Source organism: Rhodococcus sp. D-6 (assembly GCF_040256695.1).
Taxonomy (GTDB): Bacteria; Actinomycetota; Actinomycetes; order Mycobacteriales; family Mycobacteriaceae; genus Rhodococcus; species Rhodococcus pyridinivorans.
Map to the genome: position 1 here is coordinate 1,839,864 of NZ_CP132970.1, position 19,448 is coordinate 1,859,311.

Here is a 19,448-nt window from a genome sequence, read left to right on the forward strand (position 1 = left end):
CTCCGTGGGCGGGCGCGTACCCGACTCGCGATTGCCGACCCTCGGTGCAATCGACGTCACAGGCGGCGACGCTCAGCGGGCCGGGGAGCCGACTGTGACGGCGGTGGCGCTCGGCCCCGTCCCGTACCGGCCGGTGCCCCCGTCGTACTGCTCGCGCAGCGCCAGAACCGTCGTCAGGCGCCCCGATTCGCGGTCGAGATTGTCGACCGTGGACAGGCCCGCGGCGAGCGCGGCGTCGGCCCGCACGACGGCGATCGGTCCGTTGCCCTCCGCTGCCCCCGTGCGGCCGGCGAGCACCGCGCCGGCGCCGCGGCCGTCGACGACCCCGGCGAAGCGCGCGATGAGCGACCCGCGATTGCCGGCGCGTTCGGCGTTGCCGCTGTGGTCGCCGGTGACAACGAGGGCGCTCTGGGCCGGTTCGACCTGACCGTCCTCGTAGGTGACGAAACCGCCGCTGCGCAGCGTGGTCAGGGCGAGGGCGCGTTCCTCGGGGGTGCTGCGCGGTTGCCCGGTGCCCGGGTCGACGAGCAGCACCGCGCCGAGCAGATCCCCGGCGAGGCTGCCCGGGTCGACGGCGCCGGTCTGCAGTTCCACGCCGGCGGGCACGACGTTGGTGACGGTTGTGCGGAGCTGGTCGGTGCCGGAGGCGTCGACGAACGAATCGGTCAGCGCGATCCGGGCGGTGACCCGGCCGCCGGCATCACCGACGGACCGCACGACGGCGTCGACGTCCTCGGGTGCGGCGTCCGGGGTGGTCACGAGAAGGACGGTGCGGTCGAGGAGTTCGTCGCGCACGATCCGCGGGCCGACGGTCGAGTCGAACCCGTCGGCGGCGAGCAGTTGTGCCTCGAGCCGGCTGCCGTGGTCCTCGGCCTCCTGGATCTCGCGGCGCAGCTCGGCCTTGTCGTCGCGCAAACCGGAGACGACGCTGTCGGCCAGCAATCCGGAGCCGAGCACGATCCCGACCGCCAGGCCGAGGAACACCGCCACCAGGGAAACGACGTGATGGCGCATCGAGATCACGCGCGCAGACCCCGAATCCACTCGACGGCGGAGTCCCACCACTGCCGGGCGAGTTCGACGACGTCGGCACCGAGATTGGACACGGCGAGTGCGGCGATCACGGCGATGAGGGCCGCGAAGACGAGCAGGGCGATCACGCCGCCCGAGACGCGGCTGCGGTAGAGGGTGGCCACCGCCTTCGCATCGACGAGTTTCGGCCCGACCTTCAGACGGGTCATCACCGCCGACGGATTGGTGTCGCGACGGCCGTGGTCGAAGAACTCGTCGAGCGAGACAGTGCTGCCGACGGTCACCACCAGCGCCGCACCGTGATGCTCGACGAGCAGCAGCGCCAGGTCGGTGGGGGTGCCGACGGCGGGGAAGGTCATCGCGCCGATGCCGAGATCCTGTATCCGCTCGAGACCCGGGGCGTGGCCGTCCGGGTCGGCGGGCAGCACCACTTCGGCGCCCGATTTGAGGGTGGAAGTGCCGATCTCGTCGGGGTCGCCGACGATGAGGTCGGGGCGATAGCCCGCCTTGGAGAGGGCGTCCGCGCCGGGGCCGACGCCCACCAGGATCGGTGAGTACTCCTTGATGAACGGCTTGAGATCCTTGAGGTCCTGCACATGCCCGGGGCCGTCGGAGACGACGACGACGTGCCGGTCGCGCAGGTCCAGGTCGATGTCGGGGATGCCGACGCCGTCGATGAGCAGCGGGCTCTCCGAGCGGATGAACTCGATGGTGTTGCCCGAGAACGCCTCGAGGTGATCGACGAGCCCGGTTCGCGCCTCGATCATGCGGTCGGAGATCTCGATGTCGGTCTGCTCGTCGCCCTCGATGAGCAGCTTCTCCCCCGCGTACACGCCACCCTCGTGCACCCGGACCTTCGCGCCGTCCTTGATCTTCTTGAAGACCTCGGTGCCGACGTTGTCGACGAGCACGATGTCGTGCGCGACGATCACTTCGGGACCGAGATTCGGGTACCGGCCCGAGATCGACGGGGACGCGTTGATCACCGCGGTGACGCCCGCCTCGACGAGCGCGTCGGCGGTGACACGATCGAGGTCGATGGCGTCGAGGACGACCACGTCGCCGGGACCGATCCGGCGCAGCAGCTTCGCGGTGTTCCTGTCGACCCGGGCAATGCCACTCACTCCGGGCAGCGTTTCGTTGTTACGGGACAGCAGCGCCGGCATCTTCATGCAAGAGATGATGCGCCGGTATACGAGTGAGGTTGTGGAGGCGCGCCGGTAGTCGTGTGAACATCACCCCGGCGCGCCGGGCGGGTCAGCCGGTGCGCTCGGCGTGGGCGACGGCCAGCAGTTCCTCGGCGTGCGCACGTCCGGTCTCGGTGTCGTCGAGACCGGCGAGCATGCGGGCCAGTTCGGTAACCCTCTCCTCCTCGCTGAGGGTGCGCACCCCGCTGCTGATCACCCCGGCCCGGTCGTCGACCTTGTCGACGACGAGATGGGTGTCGGCGAACGCCGCGACCTGCGGCAGGTGCGTGACCACGATGACCTGGTGGGTGCGCGACAGGCGCGCGAGACGCCGGCCGATCTCGACGGCGGCGCGGCCACCGACCCCGGCGTCGACCTCGTCGAAGACCATCGTCGCGCCGCGCTCGGAACCGGCGAGCACCACTTCGAGGGCGAGCATGACGCGGGAGAGCTCACCGCCGGACGCGCTGCGGGCGAGCGGGCGGGCCGGGGCGTCGCTGTGCGGAGCGAGCCGGAACTCCACCTCGTCGATCCCGGATTCGCCGGCGTGCAGGAGCCGGTCGCCGACCGACAGCGGGGCGGTGTCGCTCACGGTCGCCGCGCGGTCGGCGATGTGCACGTCGAGCACGGCGCGCCCCATCGCGAGGCCGGACAGTTCCTTGCTCACGGCCTTCGCGAGTTTGCCGGCGACCTTGTGCCGCGCCGCCGACAGCGCGGTGGCGGTCTCCGCGGTCGCGGCGGCCTCCGCGTCGACCTCGGCGGCGAGCTTGTCGATCGCCTCCGCGGAGACGTCCAGTCCGGACAGGCGTTCGCGGGCCTCGCGCGCCCACTCGAGCACGCCGTCGATGTCGGCGGCGTACTTGCGGGTGAGGTTCTTCAGTTCCGCCTGCCGGTTGAGCAGGGTTTCGAGCGCGCTCGGGTCGGACGGCAGGTCGGACAGATAACCGGAGATGTCGCCGGTGACGTCGGTGACCACCGCGATCGCCTCGCCGAGGCGGGGCCCGAGCTCGCGCAGGGCGGGATCGTCGCAGCCCTCGAGGCGGGCGCGGGCCTCGCCGAGCAGGTCGAGTGCCGCCGAGTACGCGTCGGCGTCGCCGCTGTCGTCGCCGGCGAGGGCGTTGTGCGCGACGGTGGCCGCCTCGCGCAGCGAGTCGAGGTCGGACAGGCGCCGCACCTCGTCGACGATGCGGGTGTCCTCCCCCGGTTCGGGTGCGACGCGGTCGATCTCGTCGAGACCGAAGTGCAAGCGATCGGCCTCCTGCGCGAGCTCACGCGACCGTTCGGTGCGTTCCTGCAGTTCGGCGCGGGCCTCGAGCCAGCGGCGTCGCCGGGTTCGGTAGCGGTCGAGCAGACCGGCGACGGTCTTGCCGCCGAACCGGTCGAGCGCGGCGCGCTGCTCGTCGGGACGCAGGAGCCGCAGCTGGTCGTTCTGGCCGTGCACGGTCAGCAGCGGCCCGGTGAATTCGGACAGCACCCCCACCGGCACGCTGCGTCCGCCGAGGTGGGCGCGGGAGCGGCCGTCGCTACCGACGGTGCGCACGGCGATGATGCTGCCGTCCTCGTCGCGCTGGGCGCCGGTGGCCTCGAGCAGTTCGGCGATCTGCTGTTCGATGTGGCTGGGCGCCGGTTCGATCTCGAAGCGTCCTTCGACCACGGCGCGGTTGGCGCCGACCCGTACCCGGGAGGGGTCGGCGCGCACCCCGGAGAGCAGATGCAGGCTCGTGACGACCATCGTCTTGCCGGCACCGGTCTCGCCGGTGAGCACCGTCAGTCCCCCGTGGAAGCGCGCGTACGCCTCGGAGATCACACCCAGGTTGTCGATCCGGATCTCTGCGAGCATCTCAGAGTTTCCTTCCCCGCCAGCCCTTCACCGGAAGTTCGAACTTGCGCACCATCCGATCCGCGAACGGTGCCGAATCGAGCCGCACCCAGCGGACCGGATCGCATCCTCGCACCACTTCGAGCCGGGCCCCGGCCGGGACGTCGATGATGCGGCGACCGTCGCAGAAGACCACCCCGTCGTGGCCGCCGGCGAGGGTCTCGACGGCGATGATCGACTCGGGGCTGGTCACCAGCGGGCGCGCGAACAGAGCGTGTGCGTTGCTCGGGATCACCAGCAGCGCTTCGAGTTCGGGCCAGACGATCGGTCCGCCGGCCGAGAAGGCGTAGGCCGTCGATCCCGTCGGGGTGGCGACGAGGACACCGTCGCAGCCGAACGACGAGACCGGACGACCGTCGACCTCGAGCACCACCTCGAGGACCCCGAGCCGCGACTTGTTCTCGAGACTCGCCTCGTTGAGCGCCCACCCGCGGTCGAGGACCTCGGCGTCCATGCGCACCGTCACGTCGAGCGTCATGCGTTGTTCGACGCGGTACTCGCGGCGCACCACCTGCATGAGCGCTTCCTCGAGGTGTTCGGCCTCGGACTCGGCGAGGAAACCGATGCGGCCGAGGTTGATCCCGAGGACGGGCACCGCCGAGTACTGCGCGAGTTCGGCGGCCCGCAGGAAGCTGCCGTCGCCCCCGAGGACGATCACCATCTCGCAGCCGGCGGCCGCCTCCGGTCCCGGTTCGACGACGCTGATGAAACTGCCCGGCAGGGCGAGGACGCCGAGTCCGTTGCTCACCGCCTCGTCGTCGAGGGTGCGCAGACCGATGCCGGCCTCACCGAGCATCTTGGCGACCCGCAGCGCGGTGCCGGCGATCTCGTCGCGCCCCGAATGGGAGACCAGCAGGATCTCCCGGCCCGATCGCACCGCGTCGGCCGCGGCGGCCGCGGCGGCCGCGGCGGCCGCGGCGGTCTCTTCGCTCACTGTGGTCCTTCCTGCACCGCACGCTCGATCAGTTCGACCACCGCAGGGTCGAGTTCCGCCGGCCCCGGCTCTCCGGCCCGCAGCCACAGGAAGTACTCGACGTTCCCGGACGGTCCGGGCAGCGGACTCGCCACCGCTCCGAGGGTGAGCAGACCCTGGCGTTGCGCTTCGCGCGCGACGTCGAGCACCGCCTCGGTGCGCAGCGCCGGATCGCGCACCACGCCACCGCTGCCGACGCGGTCCTTGCCCACCTCGAACTGCGGTTTGACCATCGGCAGCAGGTCGCCGCCGGGGGCGACGCAGGCGACGAACGCCGGCAACACCAACTTCAGCGAGATGAACGACAGGTCCGCGACCACCAGGTCGACACGCCCGTCGATCGTCTCCGCGTCGATGCTACGCACATTCGTTCGATCGATCACGTGGACACGCTCGTCGGACTGCAGGCGCCAGATCAGCTGGCCGTAGCCGACGTCCACTGCGACGACCTCCGCGGCACCCTCGTGCAGCAGGACATCGGTGAAACCGCCGGTCGACGCGCCGGCGTCGAGGCAGCGACGCCCCGACACCTGCAACCCCTGCGGCGTGAACGCCTCGAGGGCGCCGAGGAGCTTGTGGGCACCGCGGGACGCCCAGGAGACCTCGTCGCTCCCCTCGGTGACGATCAGCGGCGTGTTCGGTTCGACGGCGGTCGCCGGTTTGGAGGCCACGGTGCCGGCGATCAGCACCCGACCTGCGGCGATCAGTTCGCTGGCGTGCTCGCGTGAGCGCGCCAGACCCCGCCGCACCAGTTCCGCGTCGACGCGTGCCCGGCGTGCCACGTCAGATCTTGTCCACGGTCGACAAAGCCTGCACGAGGACCTCGTGGGCTCGTTCGAGCAGGTCGGCCTGCTCGAGCAGCACGGACTGATCGGCGCTCTCGGCACCGGGGACGGATGCGCCCTCGCGGACACGCGCCAGCAACGCGTCGACCTCCTCGCGGACGTGTGCGGGATCGACGGTGGGGCGTGCGCCGGGAAGGTGTTCGCCCGGACGTGGAATCGGCGTGCTCATCGCCGTCCACGCTAGTCGATGGATGCGACCGGGCTACACCCTCCGGTGCGGATCAGACCGTCGCCGCCCACGCGTCCACGACGGACCGCGCACGCTCGTCCACCGGACGGACCTGTCCGAATCCGGGGTTGGCCCAGGCGATGTCGAGCAGACCCCGCAGCGCCTCCATCGGATCGGCGGCCGACTGCGCGGCGGCGAGGTGAAGATCACCTCCGTCGACCGTGACGTCCCACGAGTCGTGCGGGGCGACACGGATCCGGTCGGCCGGCTGATCGAGGCTCGCGAGCGAGGCCGCGACGTAGGTCGGGCGCTGCTCGGCCGGAGCCCGCAGCAGATCGTCGACGGTGCTGACCCCGGTCAGCACGAGCAGGGAATCCGCACCGACGGCGTTGGCGCCTTCGATGTCGGTGTCCAACCGGTCACCGATGACGAGGGGACGACGGGCACCGCCGCGACGGATCGCGTCCTCGAGCAGCGGAGCTGCGGGTTTGCCCGCCACGATCGGGGTCGCGCCGGTGGCGTTGTGCACCGCCGCGACCATCGACCCGTTGCCGAGGACGAGTCCGCGCTCGGTCGGCAGAGTCGAGTCCACGTTGGTGGCCACCCACAGAGCGCCTGCGCGGACGGCGAGCGTCGCCTCCGCCAGGATCGCCCATCCGGTGTCCGGGGAATGCCCCTGCACCACCGCCACCGGATGCGCGTCCGCGGACCGAACCGGGGTGAGGCCGACACCGGCCACCTCCTCGGCCAGGGCCTCGGTGCCGACGACGAGCACCGGCACACCGGCCGGGAACCGCTCGGCCAGCAGGCGCGCAGCGGACTGCGAGCTCGTCACCACCGACGAGTCGTCGGCCGGGAAGCCGAGTTCTCGCAGGTGCAGGGCGACCTCCGACGGCCGGCGGCTGGCGTTGTTCGTCACGTACAGAACGGTGTCGTCACCGGCGGCCAGCGCCTCGCGAGCACCCGGGACGGGTTCGGCGCCCCGGTAGACGGTGCCGTCGAGGTCGAGCAGCAGGACGTCGTAGATCCGACGCAGACTGTCGCTGGAAGCCGTACTGCCGGAAACGTCGGTGCCGTCGGTCACGGCGACTCTCCGGTGAGCTCCTCCACCCGCTCCTCGGCGTCGGTGACGCCTTCGATGTCCGCGCCTGCGGAGTGCAGGAACCATTGCAGGCCTTCTTCGGTCCGCCCGGCGGCGACGAGAGCGTCGGCGTAGGCGTAGAAGAGACGGGCAGCCGGTGTACCGGTCCGCTCGGGGTCGAGATCGGGCGTCTGCAGGGTGACGACGGCCTGGTCGTACTGACCGAGATCCATGCGGGCACCGGCGAGGACAATCCGCAGCTCTGTCGCCTCGTCGCCGGTCAGCTTGCGAGCTTCCTCGCTCCGGCCCAGTTCGAGCGCCTTCTCGGGGCGACCGAGACCGCGTTCGCAGTCGGCCATCACGGCGAGCAGTCCGGTACCACCGGACATGCGACGTGCTGCGCGGAGTTCGGACAGCGCCTCCGCCCACTCCCCGGCGTGGTAGGCGGTGATGCCGGCGGCCTCGCGGACGACCGCGATGCGGCCGGCGCGTTGACGGGCGGCGCGAGCATGGGTGAGCGCGGCGCGAGGATCGTCGTCGAGCAGACGACCGGCCATCACCAGATGCCGGGCGACGGAGTTCGCGTTCGACTTGTCCAGGCTCAGCAGATCGCGGCGGATCGTCGGGTCGAGCTCGGATGCCTCGACGTCGTCGGGGATGTCCGGCTCGTCCGGACGTGCATCGCGGCGCTGCGGTGCGATGCCATCGCGCCCGCGACCCGGACCGAATCCACCTTCACCGCCACGACGACGGGGTGCTCCCTCGCCACGACGGTCGCCGGACTGGGGGCCACGGCGGTCGCCGGAATAGCCTCGCCGGTCGCCGCCACCTCGCTGGTCGCCACCACGACGATCGTCGCGGTTGCCGTAGCTGCGCTCACCGCCGGGACGGTCCGAACCCTGACGGGGACGGTCGCCGTACTGCCGACCACGCTCGTCGCCGCGGCTCGACCGGTCATCGCTGCGGCGGGGGCGGTCGTCGCCTCCGGAACGTTCGCGGTAGGGACGGTCGCTGCGACCGGAACGAGCGTCGTCGCGGCCGCGATCCCGGCGGTCTCCGCCCTGGAAGGAACGGCGGTCGTCGCCACGCTGGGAGCGCTGATCGTCACTGCGCTGGGGGCGCCGATCGTCACCGCGCTGCGGACGGTCGTCTCGTCCGGACGAACGTCCGGCGGATCCGTAGCCACCCTTCCGGCGGTCGTCGCCGCGTCCACGCTCGTCGCGGTCGCGGGGTGCGCGCTCGTCGCGGCTGTCGCCGGCGCGTTCCTCGCGCTCGTTCTTGCGGCCCGACCACGGAGTGGATCCTCCACTCCTGAAGGACCGACGTTCACCGTTGCCGTCGGACACAGAAAAATCCTCTCATGAAAACGCGAAAGGGGACCCAAACGAGTGGGTCCCCTTTCGGAACGGGTGTTCGGCGGTGTCCTACTCTCCCACACCCTGTCGAGTGCAGTACCATCGGCGCAGACAGGCTTAGCTTCCGGGTTCGGAATGGGACCGGGCGTTTCCCTGTCGCTATGACCGCCGTAACTCTATGAAACAATAGTCCACGCAGATTCCTCGAATCACCTGCTGCTGCAGGATTTTCGGATCTGTGTGTGTTGTTTCAGATACCGCACAGTGGACGCGTAACATCTTCGTGGTAAGTCCTCGGCCTATTAGTACCGGTCACCTCCACCCATTGCTGGGCTTCCAGTTCCGGCCTATCAACCCGGTGGTCTGCCGGGGGCCTTACCCCCTCGAGGGGGTGAGAAACCTCATCTTGGAACAGGCTTCCCGCTTAGATGCTTTCAGCGGTTATCCCTTCCGAACGTAGCCAACCAGCCATGCCCCTGGCGGGACAACTGGCACACCAGAGGTTCGTCCGTCCCGGTCCTCTCGTACTAGGGACAGCCTTCCTCAAGTTTCTAACGCGCGCGGCGGATAGAGACCGAACTGTCTCACGACGTTCTAAACCCAGCTCGCGTGCCGCTTTAATGGGCGAACAGCCCAACCCTTGGGACCTACTCCAGCCCCAGGATGCGACGAGCCGACATCGAGGTGCCAAACCATCCCGTCGATATGGACTCTTGGGGAAGATCAGCCTGTTATCCCCGGGGTACCTTTTATCCGTTGAGCGACACCGCTTCCACATGCCGGTGCCGGATCACTAGTCCCGACTTTCGTCCCTGCTCGACCTGTCAGTCTCACAGTCAAGCTCCCTTGTGCACTTGCACTCGACACCTGATTGCCAACCAGGCTGAGGGAACCTTTGGGCGCCTCCGTTACATTTTGGGAGGCAACCGCCCCAGTTAAACTACCCACCAGGCACTGTCCCTGAACCAGATCATGGTCCGAGGTTAGAGGTCCAATACGATCAGAGTGGTATTTCAACAACGACTCCACCCATACTGGCGTATGAGCTTCACAGTCTCCCACCTATCCTACACAAACCGAACCGAACACCAATACCAAGCTATAGTGAAGGTCCCGGGGTCTTTTCGTCCTGCCGCGCGTAACGAGCATCTTTACTCGTAATGCAATTTCGCCGAGTCTGTGGTCGAGACAGCAGAGAAGTCGTTACGCCATTCGTGCAGGTCGGAACTTACCCGACAAGGAATTTCGCTACCTTAGGATGGTTATAGTTACCACCGCCGTTTACTGGGGCTTAAATTCTCAGCTTCGCGGAGTAAACCCCGCTAACCGGTCCTCTTAACCTTCCAGCACCGGGCAGGCGTCAGTCCGTATACATCGTCTTACGACTTCGCACGGACCTGTGTTTTTAGTAAACAGTCGCTTCTCTCTGGTCTCTGCGACCACCCCCAGCTCGGACCGCAAGGGCCGTCACCGGGCGTGGTCCCCCTTCTCCCGAAGTTACGGGGGCATTTTGCCGAGTTCCTTAACCACAGTTCTCTCGATCGCCTCGGTATTCTCTACCTGACCACCTGTGTCGGTTTGGGGTACGGGCCGTGTACCAACTCACTAGAGGCTTTTCTCGGCAGCATAGGATCACTGAATTCCCCTCAACGGGTACGCATCACCTCTCAGGCTGTGTGAATGGCGGATTTGCCTACCATTCGCCCTACCGGCTTACACCAGGTACTCCATCACCTGGCCCAGCTACCTTCCTGCGTCACCCCATCGCTTGACTACTACAATCAGGGTCCCGTGCAGCCATCCCCACAGTTCCCGAAGGAACAGCGGAAACTTTTGGACGGTTAGCACAACTGATTCGCCATTGGGCGCGGATACACGGGTACGGGAATATCAACCCGTTGTCCATCGACTACGCCTGTCGGCCTCGCCTTAGGTCCCGACTCACCCTGGGCGGATTAACCTGGCCCAGGAACCCTTGGTCATCCGGCGGACGAGTTTCTCACTCGTCTTTCGCTACTCATGCCTGCATTCTCACTCGCACAGCCTCCACACCTGGATCACTCCGGCGCTTCCACGGCTGCACGACGCTCCCCTACCCACCCACACCACTGCACACGTTCCCGCAGGAACGAATGGGTGTTGTGTGAGTGCCGCGGCTTCGGCGGTGTACTTGAGCCCCGCTACATTGTCGGCGCAGAACCACTTGACCAGTGAGCTATTACGCACTCTTTCAAGGGTGGCTGCTTCTAAGCCAACCTCCTGGTTGTCTCAGCGATCCCACATCCTTTTCCACTTAGTACACGCTTAGGGGCCTTAGCCGGCGATCTGGGCTGTTTCCCTCTCGACTACGAAGCTTATCCCCCGCAGTCTCACTGCCGCGCTCTCACTCACCGGCATTCGGAGTTTGGCTGATTTCGGTAAGCTTGTGGGCCCCCTAGACCATCCAGTAGCTCTACCTCCGGTGAGAAACACGCGACGCTGCACCTAAATGCATTTCGGGGAGAACCAGCTATCACGGAGTTTGATTGGCCTTTCACCCCTACCCACAACTCATCCCCTCAGTTTTCAACCTAAGTGGGTTCGGGCCTCCACGACGTCTTACCATCGCTTCACCCTGGCCATGGGTAGATCACTCCGCTTCGGGTCTAGAACATGCCACTCATGCGCCCTATTCGGACTCGCTTTCGCTACGACTACCCCACACGGGTTAACCTCGCGACATGCCACTAACTCGCAGGCTCATTCTTCAAAAGGCACGCCATCACCCACCACGAACTGAATCGTGCATCGGCTCTGACGGATTGTAAGCGCACGGTTTCAGGTACTATTTCACTCCCCTCCCGGGGTACTTTTCACCTTTCCCTCACGGTACTAGTCCGCTATCGGTCACCAGGGAGTATTCAGGCTTATCGGGTGGTCCCGACAGATTCACACCGGATTTCACGGGCCCGGTGCTACTCGGGTACTTCTCACGAGAGCCGGCAAGTTTTCGTCTACGGGATTCTCACCCTCTACGACAGGCCGTTCCAGACCACTTCGACTAACCAACCGGTTTTTTACTCTCGCCCGTCATGACAGTGACGGGAAGAAAAGCCCCACAACCCCACGGATGCAACGCCTGCCAGCTATCACACACCCATGGTTTAGCCTCATCCGCTTTCGCTCGCCACTACTCACGGAATCACATGTTGTTTTCTCTTCCTGTGGGTACTGAGATGTTTCACTTCCCCACGTTCCCTCCACACACCCTATATATTCAGATGCGGGTAACACGACATCACTCGTGCTGGGTTTCCCCATTCGGAAATCCTCGGATCACAGCTCGGTTGACAGCTCCCCGAGGCATATCGCAGCCTCCCACGTCCTTCATCGGCTCCTGGTGCCAAGGCATCCACCGTACGCTCATAAACACTTACAACAAAGATGCTCGCGTCCACTGTGCAGTTCTCAAACAACACACAACAACCCCTACCAACGCCGGCCACACGGCCAACCGCCTTCGTAAGTCATCGTCGCTGATCAAACACATTGCGTGTTCTCTCAGGACCCAACAGTGCACCGATATAACCACCGCGACGAGGATCTGTATCCCCGCCATACGCGGTGATGATTGTCAGCGTTCCACCCATGAGCACCACCGGATTACCTGTGAATCCGTAATGGCTCTGCCTGCTCCCCCAGCACCTACGTGCTGGTCCGAGACAGGAGATGCTCCTTAGAAAGGAGGTGATCCAGCCGCACCTTCCGGTACGGCTACCTTGTTACGACTTCGTCCCAATCGCCGATCCCACCTTCGACGGCTCCCTCCCACAAGGGGTTAGGCCACCGGCTTCGGGTGTTACCGACTTTCATGACGTGACGGGCGGTGTGTACAAGGCCCGGGAACGTATTCACCGCAGCGTTGCTGATCTGCGATTACTAGCGACTCCGACTTCACGGGGTCGAGTTGCAGACCCCGATCCGAACTGAGACCGGCTTTAAGGGATTCGCTCCACCTCACGGTATCGCAGCCCTCTGTACCGACCATTGTAGCATGTGTGAAGCCCTGGACATAAGGGGCATGATGACTTGACGTCGTCCCCACCTTCCTCCGAGTTGACCCCGGCAGTCTCCTGCGAGTCCCCACCATCACGTGCTGGCAACACAGGACAAGGGTTGCGCTCGTTGCGGGACTTAACCCAACATCTCACGACACGAGCTGACGACAGCCATGCACCACCTGTCTACCGGCCACAAGGGAAACCACATCTCTGCAGTCGTCCGGTACATGTCAAACCCAGGTAAGGTTCTTCGCGTTGCATCGAATTAATCCACATGCTCCGCCGCTTGTGCGGGCCCCCGTCAATTCCTTTGAGTTTTAGCCTTGCGGCCGTACTCCCCAGGCGGGGCGCTTAATGCGTTGGCTACGGCACGGATCCCGTGGAAGGAAACCCACACCTAGCGCCCACCGTTTACGGCGTGGACTACCAGGGTATCTAATCCTGTTCGCTACCCACGCTTTCGCTCCTCAGCGTCAGTTACTGCCCAGAGACCCGCCTTCGCCACCGGTGTTCCTCCTGATATCTGCGCATTTCACCGCTACACCAGGAATTCCAGTCTCCCCTGCAGTACTCGAGTCTGCCCGTATCGCCTGCAAGCCCGCAGTTGAGCTGCGGGATTTCACAGACGACGCGACAAACCGCCTACGAGCTCTTTACGCCCAGTAATTCCGGACAACGCTCGCACCCTACGTATTACCGCGGCTGCTGGCACGTAGTTGGCCGGTGCTTCTTCTCCCACTACCGTCACTTGCGCTTCGTCATGGGTGAAAGAGGTTTACAACCCGAAGGCCGTCATCCCTCACGCGGCGTCGCTGCATCAGGCTTGCGCCCATTGTGCAATATTCCCCACTGCTGCCTCCCGTAGGAGTCTGGGCCGTGTCTCAGTCCCAGTGTGGCCGGTCGCCCTCTCAGGCCGGCTACCCGTCGTCGCCTTGGTAGGCCATTACCCCACCAACAAGCTGATAGGCCGCGGGCTCATCCTGCACCGAAAAACTTTCCACCCCAGAACATGCATCCCGAGGTCATATCCGGTATTAGACCCAGTTTCCCAGGCTTATCCCAGAGTGCAGGGCAGATCACCCACGTGTTACTCACCCGTTCGCCACTAATCCACCCAGCAAGCTGGGCTTCATCGTTCGACTTGCATGTGTTAAGCACGCCGCCAGCGTTCGTCCTGAGCCAGGATCAAACTCTCCGTTGAAGACTCACAATCACCCCCAAAAAAGGGGTAATTAGTCAAAGACAAAAGAGTCAAATCACTAGCAAAAAAACTCAAACTAGCTCAAACACTGGACCACCGCAGACGGAAGAATGCGATGTCCAGCAACAACCACCCACAAAAAGTGAAGTGGCCGCACCAAATATTATTTGGCACTGACATTCATCGGCACACTGTTGAGTTCTCAAAGAACACGCACACATCATCACGTTACCGGACACCTGTCCGGCTCGCTCTGAGGCAACCGTTCCAAGCTATCACGTCCGATTTCAGGGCCGCAAATCGTTGCTTTCCCGTTCTCTTCTGTGAGAGCCGATCGATGCGACATCGAACATGCCTGTTTCCGAACCTCTCGGTCCGGCGGGCTGTTCGGTGTCGCTCGAACGACGACTAAGTTACGCCGACGCTAACGCGCCGTCAAACCCGCTGGTCAGGGGCTCGCCAGCGTCGGCAAAGGCCTCAGTCGCGGACGACTCGCACACCGGCGAAGTTCCGCTTGCCCCGACGCAGGACGAGCCAGCGTCCGTGCAGCAGCTCTCCGTCGCGCGGGGTCCACTCCTCCGAGGCGATACGGACGTTGTTGACCGACGCGCCGCCTTCCTTGATGGTGCGACGCGCAGCTCCCTTGCTCTCGCACAGCCCCGACGCGACGAGCAGGTCGATGATCGTGTCCGGCTCGCCGGCGCGGAGCTCCGTCACGGACGCCTCGGTCAGGGCGGCCGCGAGCGTGGGCTCGTCCAGCTCGCCCAGCTCGCCTCGCCCGAAGAGGGCGCGGCTGGCCAACTCGACCGCTGCGGTGTTGTGCGCTCCGTGCACGAGCGTGGTCATCTCGGCAGCGAGTCGCTTCTGGGCCTCCCGTGCGTGCGGACGCTCCGTGGTGGCGGTCTCGAGTTCAGCGAGTTCGTCCTTGTCGAGAAAGGTGAACCAGCGCAGGTACTTCATGACGTCGGCGTCGGCAGCGTTGACGAAGTACTGGTACCAGGCGTACGGGCTCGTCATCTCCGGGTCGAGCCACAAGCTGCCACCACCGGTGGACTTGCCGAACTTCTTGCCGTCGGACGAGGTCACGAGCGGGACGGTCAAGGCGTGCACACTCTCGCCGTCGGTACGGCGGTTGAGCTCGACGCCGGCGATGATATTGCCCCACTGATCGGAACCACCGACCTGCAGCGCACATCCGTACTCGCGGCGGAGCTGCACGTAGTCGTTGGCCTGCAGGAGCATGTAGCTGAACTCGGTGTACGAGATGCCGTCACCTTCGAGGCGGCGCTTGACGGTGTCGCGGGCGAGCATCACGTTGATCGAGAAGTGCTTCCCGATGTCGCGCAGGAAGTCGATCGCGGACAGCTTGCCGGTCCAGTCGAGGTTGTTCACGACCACGGCTCCCGTCGGGGAGTCGTCGAAGTCGACGAACCGCTCGAGCTGCCCACGGATCCGCCCTGCCCACTCGGCGACGGTGTCGGCGGAGTTCATGGTGCGCTCCCCCACGTCCCGCGGGTCACCGATCATGCCGGTCGCGCCACCTGCGAGAACGATGGGCCGATGGCCGGCGCGCTGGAAACGCTTGAGTGCGAGGAGCGGAACGAGGTGACCGGCGTGCAGGCTCGGGCCGGTCGGATCGAAACCGGCATAGAGGGTGATCGGACCCTTGTCGAGTTCGCCTCGAAGTGCGTCGAGATCGGTCGATTGCGCGATGAGCCCGCGCCAGGTCAGTTCGTCGAGAATGTGCTCAGTCACCGTTCGATCATCCCATCACGCTCGAGGCGCAGCGGGCGCGCGTGGGCTGCGCCGGTACGCGGAGACCCCGATCGCCCCGGGAACCCACAACCGCCACGGTCTGTCGGCCGCCACGCTGATCCCCACCCGCGGCCCCCGCGCGGCCTCCCCGACCAGCGGTTCGGCCGGGAGTTCCACCCGCACCCGAGCGTCGGAACCATCCACGTCGATGCCGTTGTCGCCCAGATCGAGACCGAGCGCAGCAGCGAGATTGCCCGGACCGCGCGCAAGGTTCGCGAACGGCGTGCCGGACGTGCGCCGGGAACGGACGGCCTGCTCCCCCGCGATCACCTCACCACCGCGCAACAGCACCGCCGCAGCGGTGCCGTCGGGACCGAGGGAGACGTTCGCGCAGAAGTGCAGTCCGTAACTGCGGTAGACGTACAGATGTCCCGCTGGTCCGAACATGACCGAATTGCGCGGGGTCGGTCCGCGGTACGAGTGCGCGGCCGGGTCCGGCCACGGTCCGTCCTCGGGGCCGCCGTAGGCCTCGACCTCCGTCAGCAGGACGGCGGTCTCCCCCACTCGGATGGTTGCTCCGAGCAGCGCTTCGGCGGCCTCGACCGGATCGAGTCTTTCGAGTTCGCCGCGGACGGATCGATGATTGCGGCTCAGTCGGTGCTCCATCCGGCGACACCGCGCGCGGTGAAGTCCTCGTGCTCGGCGTCGCTGACCTCCCGCGCCTCGTCGACGAGGAGGACGGGAATACCGCTCTCGATCGGATACGCCCGCCGCAGTCGCGGGTTGTACAGGACGACGTCGTCGACGAGAAGCAACGGCCCCTTGTCCTCCGGACAGGCCAGAATGCTCAGCAACGTGGGATCGACAGCCACGGATGTCCTTTCGAAGGGCGGAACCGAACCGGACCCAGGCTACCGCGCCCCGGCGGGCGAACCGGCCGTGCCCGCCTTCCACGCCGTGGCCACGGCCTTGGTGAACCGCTTGTACGTCCCGGTGTCGGGGTTCAGGTACCAGGTACGGACGGTGGGCACGGGCAATCCCTGTTCGCGCAGACGATCGGCGGACGGGCGATAGGACGGGCCCAACGGGATGTCGGGCACGACGTGCACGAGATCGGGTCGCTCGTCGGCCGAGACCGAGTCGAACGCCGCAGTGATCTCCGCGGCCGTCGGTGCACGGTTGCCCCGCAGCGAGCAGCCGGCCACTGCGATGTCGCGACCTCCCACCGAGATGCCATAGGCGACGGCGAGATCGACACGCGGGATCGCTTCGAGCACGTCCGCCACGCTCTGGGTGAAAACCGGGCCGTGGAAGGTGGGAATCACCGTCCCCCGACTGTCGAGCAACCAGTAGTCGCCGTCGTCGTCGCGTCGGAACAGGTTGTCGGTGGGCACCCACACGTCGCCCGGTTCGAACACGCCGCGCATCACACCGGTGATTGCCGAGGCTGCGGGACCGGGTCTGCCGAGCAGCAGTCCGACCTCGCCGACCTGCGCCTCCCGCACGAAGCCGCGTTCGTCCTCCACGAGTCGGCCGACGCCGGCGTCGTAGGCAGCGAGGCGCACATCGGCGCTACCGGGCAACGGCCGGCCCTTCGAGCCGATCTTCGAACCGGAGACGTTCGCGAGCACGACGTCGCCCTCGGTCGACGCGTAGAACTCGAGAACCCGGGCGGGCTCAAACCGGTCGAGCGTGCGGCGCCACAGGCCCGGTGGCATGCCGGAACCGATGAACAACCGGATGGGATGGATGGCGTCGATGTGCAGCGACGGGCTGTCGAGCACCTCACGCATCATCGACCAGGTATAGGTGACGACGGTGACGCCGTAGCGGTGCACTTCGTCGCTGAAGAGCGACGGATTCAACCCGCGCGACAGTGCGATACGCGCCCCGCCCGCGAGCGCCCCGCCGAAACTGACCAGCAGACCGGACGAATGATGCAGGGGCGCAAGGCAGTACATGGTGTCACCGCGGCCGAGCGAGGCGGCGGTGGCGGTACCGAAGGCCGACAGCGCCCACCGGTAGTTGGTGACCCGCCGCACCGCGAGCGTGTCGCCACCACCGGAGAACAGGATGAATGCGAGTTCGCGCGCGAGTCCGGGATCGGGGACGTACCAGCCCGGCAGTTGCACGGAGGAGATGTCGAGTCGTTCGAGATCGACGACGTCGGCGCCGGGCTCGACGTCGAGGTCGCGGACGTCGCCGCCGCCGAGGACCAGCACGGGAAGACCGGTCGCGACGGCCGCGTCGAGGTTCTCGGGATCGGCGACGATCTTTTCGACACCGCCCAGTCGCACGGCCTCGGCGATGTCCGGTCCCGGCGGGATGAGGGCGGAGACGGCGCCGAGGCGGGAGATCGCCGCGACCGCCGCCATTGCGCTGGGGCGCACGTCCATGAGGATGCCGACGTGCATCGCGGGACGGATGCCGTTGTCGGCGAGCCCGAGGACGACGTTGTCGATCCGCCGGTTGACGGCCTCGAAGGTGTAGACCCGGTCCTCGAAGATGAAGCACTCCCGCTTCGGCGACTTGCGGCCGATCTCGGCGAGCAGACCGCCGACGGAGATGCGGGTGCGCGGCTGGATCTGCCCGAGCCGCGCGAGGCGGGGAAGGGCGCGGGCGGCCTCCCCGGTGAGATCGCGTGCGCCGCGGACGGCACCGACCGCGATCCCCGCGAGCCCCTTGCCGAGATCGGTCCCGACGTCGGCGAGCGTTGCGGCCGTGTGCGTGATGCGGGATGCGACCGAGACGCCCGTGCCCTCGTCGGTGGGGTTCGGCACCGCCATCGGCGCGATGCCGACGGGCCGGTCCCCGACGCCCTCGCGCCACTGCACCCATTCCCCGACCGACGGCCACGTCTGCTGGCCGGCGACACTGCCCACGACGAGTCCGAAATGACCTGCGCGCAAGGTGTATTCGTAGACCTCCGCGCGGGGTGCGGCCTTGCGGATGCCGCGCACGGCGAGCGGTTGCCCGATGTCGTCGACCTCGCCGACGACTGCGAGGACGGGACAGGTGATCTCGGCGAGGCTCACGGCCCGGTCATTGATGACGAACCCACCGCTGACCATGCGGTTGTGGGCGATGAACTGGCGCAGTACCTCCGCGACGGCGGGACCGGACCACGCCACCCATCCCTCGGTGTCGAGGAATCGGCGCTGCGGCTCGCGCGGCAACAGCGCCTCCCGGTCGTGGAGCTGGAGCAGGAAGTCGATGCGCGATCGCAGCGTCTTGACCGGATCGAGCAGCTGGAAGCCGGTGCGCGCCATCCATCCGGTGATCGCGAGGCGGTTGAAGACGTGGTCGGCAAGGAAGTCGGCGGAGTGGGTCGCGACGATCTCCGGGATCCCGAACGGCAGGGCGGCGAGGGTGTCGACCGGGCTGCCGAAGGTGATCAGGCTCGCGATGCCGCGGCTGCGCCGATAGGCCGCGACCTGATAGCAGAACATGCCACCCTGCGAGTATCCGCCGAGATGCACGTCGCGACCGGTGTAGGCACGGACGCAGTCGACGACCTCGTCGAGGGCGAGGATGTGATCGGTGAGGGTGCGCTTCCAGCCGCCCTCCTCCTGGTCGGGCGATCCGAAGTCCACGACCCACGGATCGAGACCCGCTTCGTGGAGGCTGCCGACGGCGCCGGCGTCACGGGTGACGTCGTACACCTCGGCGGACACCATCATCGGTGGTACGAGAACGACGGGGATGCCCGTGGAGGCGGTGTCGGATTCGGGGAAGTACCGGCGGAGCCGGTACATGGAGGTGCGCTCGACGACCTGATAGGGCGACGACGACCGGCCGGGTTCGAGGCCACCGAAGCGCAGGACTTCGAGACCGTTCTGGGCAGTGGCGACGAGCCGTCGCACCGACTCGGTCACTACATCGGCGTCCAGTCCCACGGTCCGTTCCCCTTCTCGACGATGTATCCGCACCG

At 66.4% G+C, this 19,448-nt stretch carries 11 protein-coding genes, 3 rRNA genes and 1 pseudogene; all 15 read right to left on the reverse strand.

Annotation, left to right across the window (positions count from 1 at the left end; translation table 11 throughout):
- Positions 1-72 precede the first annotated feature (72 nt).
- The gene (locus RBB84_RS08675) at positions 73-1,023 is read right to left on the reverse strand and encodes a copper transporter (RefSeq protein WP_019289621.1); all 951 of its coding nucleotides are present in this window, start codon (positions 1,021-1,023) and stop codon (positions 73-75) included.
- Positions 1,020-2,204: a putative cytokinetic ring protein SteA gene (gene steA / locus RBB84_RS08680; protein ID WP_006552723.1), complete on the reverse strand. Its 1,185-nt coding sequence runs from the start codon at positions 2,202-2,204 to the stop codon at positions 1,020-1,022. Before steA ends, RBB84_RS08675 begins: the two co-directional genes overlap by 4 nt.
- A gap of 85 nt (positions 2,205-2,289) precedes the next feature.
- A complete protein-coding gene (gene recN / locus RBB84_RS08685) occupies positions 2,290-4,059 on the reverse strand; it encodes a DNA repair protein RecN (protein WP_006552722.1) in 1,770 nt (589 codons plus the stop codon).
- Position 4,060: 1 nt separating this feature from the next.
- Positions 4,061-4,975: an NAD kinase gene (locus RBB84_RS08690; RefSeq protein WP_033098333.1), complete on the reverse strand. Its 915-nt coding sequence runs from the start codon at positions 4,973-4,975 to the stop codon at positions 4,061-4,063.
- Between the two features lie 53 nt (positions 4,976-5,028).
- On the reverse strand, positions 5,029-5,853 hold the full coding sequence (locus RBB84_RS08695; RefSeq protein WP_024101115.1) for a TlyA family RNA methyltransferase: 825 nt from the start codon (positions 5,851-5,853) through the stop codon (positions 5,029-5,031).
- Between the two features lies 1 nt (position 5,854).
- The gene (locus tag RBB84_RS08700) at positions 5,855-6,085 is read right to left on the reverse strand and encodes a hypothetical protein (protein WP_019289625.1); all 231 of its coding nucleotides are present in this window, start codon (positions 6,083-6,085) and stop codon (positions 5,855-5,857) included.
- A gap of 52 nt (positions 6,086-6,137) precedes the next feature.
- Entirely contained in the window at positions 6,138-7,169 is a 1,032-nt protein-coding gene (locus tag RBB84_RS08705; protein ID WP_033098322.1) for an HAD-IIA family hydrolase, read from the reverse strand.
- Positions 7,166-7,945: pseudogene (locus tag RBB84_RS08710) on the reverse strand (hypothetical protein); the annotation flags it as partial. The gene RBB84_RS08705 and the pseudogene RBB84_RS08710, both read right to left, overlap by 4 nt.
- Positions 7,946-8,577: 632 nt before the next feature.
- A 5S ribosomal RNA gene (gene rrf / locus RBB84_RS08715) occupies positions 8,578-8,694 on the reverse strand.
- Between the two features lie 109 nt (positions 8,695-8,803).
- Positions 8,804-11,939, reverse strand: a 23S ribosomal RNA gene (locus tag RBB84_RS08720).
- 301 nt (positions 11,940-12,240) lie between these two features.
- Positions 12,241-13,762 (reverse strand): 16S ribosomal RNA (locus tag RBB84_RS08725).
- Together the 16S, 23S and 5S rRNA genes form the textbook arrangement of a ribosomal RNA operon.
- Positions 13,763-14,239: 477 nt before the next feature.
- Entirely contained in the window at positions 14,240-15,517 is a 1,278-nt protein-coding gene (gene tyrS, locus RBB84_RS08730) for a tyrosine--tRNA ligase (protein WP_006554820.1), read from the reverse strand.
- 15 nt (positions 15,518-15,532) lie between these two features.
- A complete protein-coding gene (locus RBB84_RS08735; protein ID WP_006554819.1) occupies positions 15,533-16,183 on the reverse strand; it encodes a DNA-3-methyladenine glycosylase in 651 nt (216 codons plus the stop codon).
- The gene (locus RBB84_RS08740; protein WP_033097680.1) at positions 16,168-16,389 is read right to left on the reverse strand and encodes a Trm112 family protein; all 222 of its coding nucleotides are present in this window, start codon (positions 16,387-16,389) and stop codon (positions 16,168-16,170) included. Before RBB84_RS08740 ends, RBB84_RS08735 begins: the two co-directional genes overlap by 16 nt.
- A 39-nt stretch (positions 16,390-16,428) precedes the next feature.
- Entirely contained in the window at positions 16,429-19,413 is a 2,985-nt protein-coding gene (locus RBB84_RS08745; protein WP_006554817.1) for an AMP-binding protein, read from the reverse strand.
- Positions 19,414-19,448 lie beyond the last annotated feature (35 nt).

Bases quoted from the DNA above. Each gene is read 5' to 3' on its own strand.
- RBB84_RS08735 (WP_006554819.1), bottom strand. From the start codon at position 16,183: ATGGAGCACCGACTGAGCCGCAATCATCGATCCGTCCGCGGCGAACTC.
- RBB84_RS08700 (WP_019289625.1), bottom strand. From the start codon at position 6,085: ATGAGCACGCCGATTCCACGTCCGGGCGAACACCTTCCCGGCGCACGC.
- recN (WP_006552722.1), bottom strand. From the start codon at position 4,059: ATGCTCGCAGAGATCCGGATCGACAACCTGGGTGTGATCTCCGAGGCG.
- steA (WP_006552723.1), bottom strand. From the start codon at position 2,204: ATGAAGATGCCGGCGCTGCTGTCCCGTAACAACGAAACGCTGCCCGGA.